Consider the following 932-nt stretch of genomic DNA (forward strand, 5'->3'; position numbering starts at 1 on the left):
CCATCACTCACCTACTGCAAGTCTGGTTCGTCGGCTCCACCACTTCCCTTTGCCCGAAGGCTCCGGGACGGCTTCACGGACTTAGCATCGCCTGGTTCGATGTTTGACGCTTCACAGCGGGTACCGGAATATCAACCGGTTATCCATCGACTACGCCTGTCGGCCTCGCCTTAGGTCCCGACTTACCCTGGGCAGATCAGCTTGACCCAGGAACCCTTAGTCAATCGGCGCACACGTTTCTCACGTGTGAATCGCTACTCATGCCTGCATTCTCACTCGTCAACCGTCCACAACTCCCTTACAGGGCTGCTTCACCCGGCAGACGACGCTCCCCTACCCATCACAGCCGGCGTTGGCCGTACATGCTGCAATGACACGACTTCGGCGGTACGCTTGAGCCCCGCTACATTGTCGGCGCGGAATCACTAGACCAGTGAGCTATTACGCACTCTTTCAAGGGTGGCTGCTTCTAAGCCAACCTCCTGGTTGTCTGTGCGACTCCACATCCTTTCCCACTTAGCGTACGCTTAGGGGCCTTAGTCGATGCTCTGGGCTGTTTCCCTCTCGACCATGGAGCTTATCCCCCACAGTCTCACTGCCGCGCTCTCACTTACCGGCATTCGGAGTTTGGCTAAGGTCAGTAACCCGGTAGGGCCCATCGCCTATCCAGTGCTCTACCTCCGGCAAGAAACACACGACGCTGCACCTAAATGCATTTCGGGGAGAACCAGCTATCACGGAGTTTGATTGGCCTTTCACCCCTAACCACAGGTCATCCCCCAGGTTTTCAACCCTGGTGGGTTCGGTCCTCCACGAAGTCTTACCTCCGCTTCAACCTGCCCATGGCTAGATCACTCCGCTTCGGGTCTTGAGCGTGCTACTCCATCGCCCTATTCGGACTCGCTTTCGCTACGGCTACCCCACCCGGGTTA

1 rRNA gene is annotated in these 932 nt (G+C 57.3%); it reads right to left on the minus strand.

Annotated features, from left to right (window positions below):
* Positions 1 to 932, minus strand: a 23S ribosomal RNA gene (locus IE263_RS48050); the annotation flags it as partial.

The organism is Streptomyces aurantiogriseus, from assembly GCF_014649375.1.
GTDB classification, from domain to species: Bacteria; Actinomycetota; Actinomycetes; order Streptomycetales; family Streptomycetaceae; genus Streptomyces; species Streptomyces aurantiogriseus.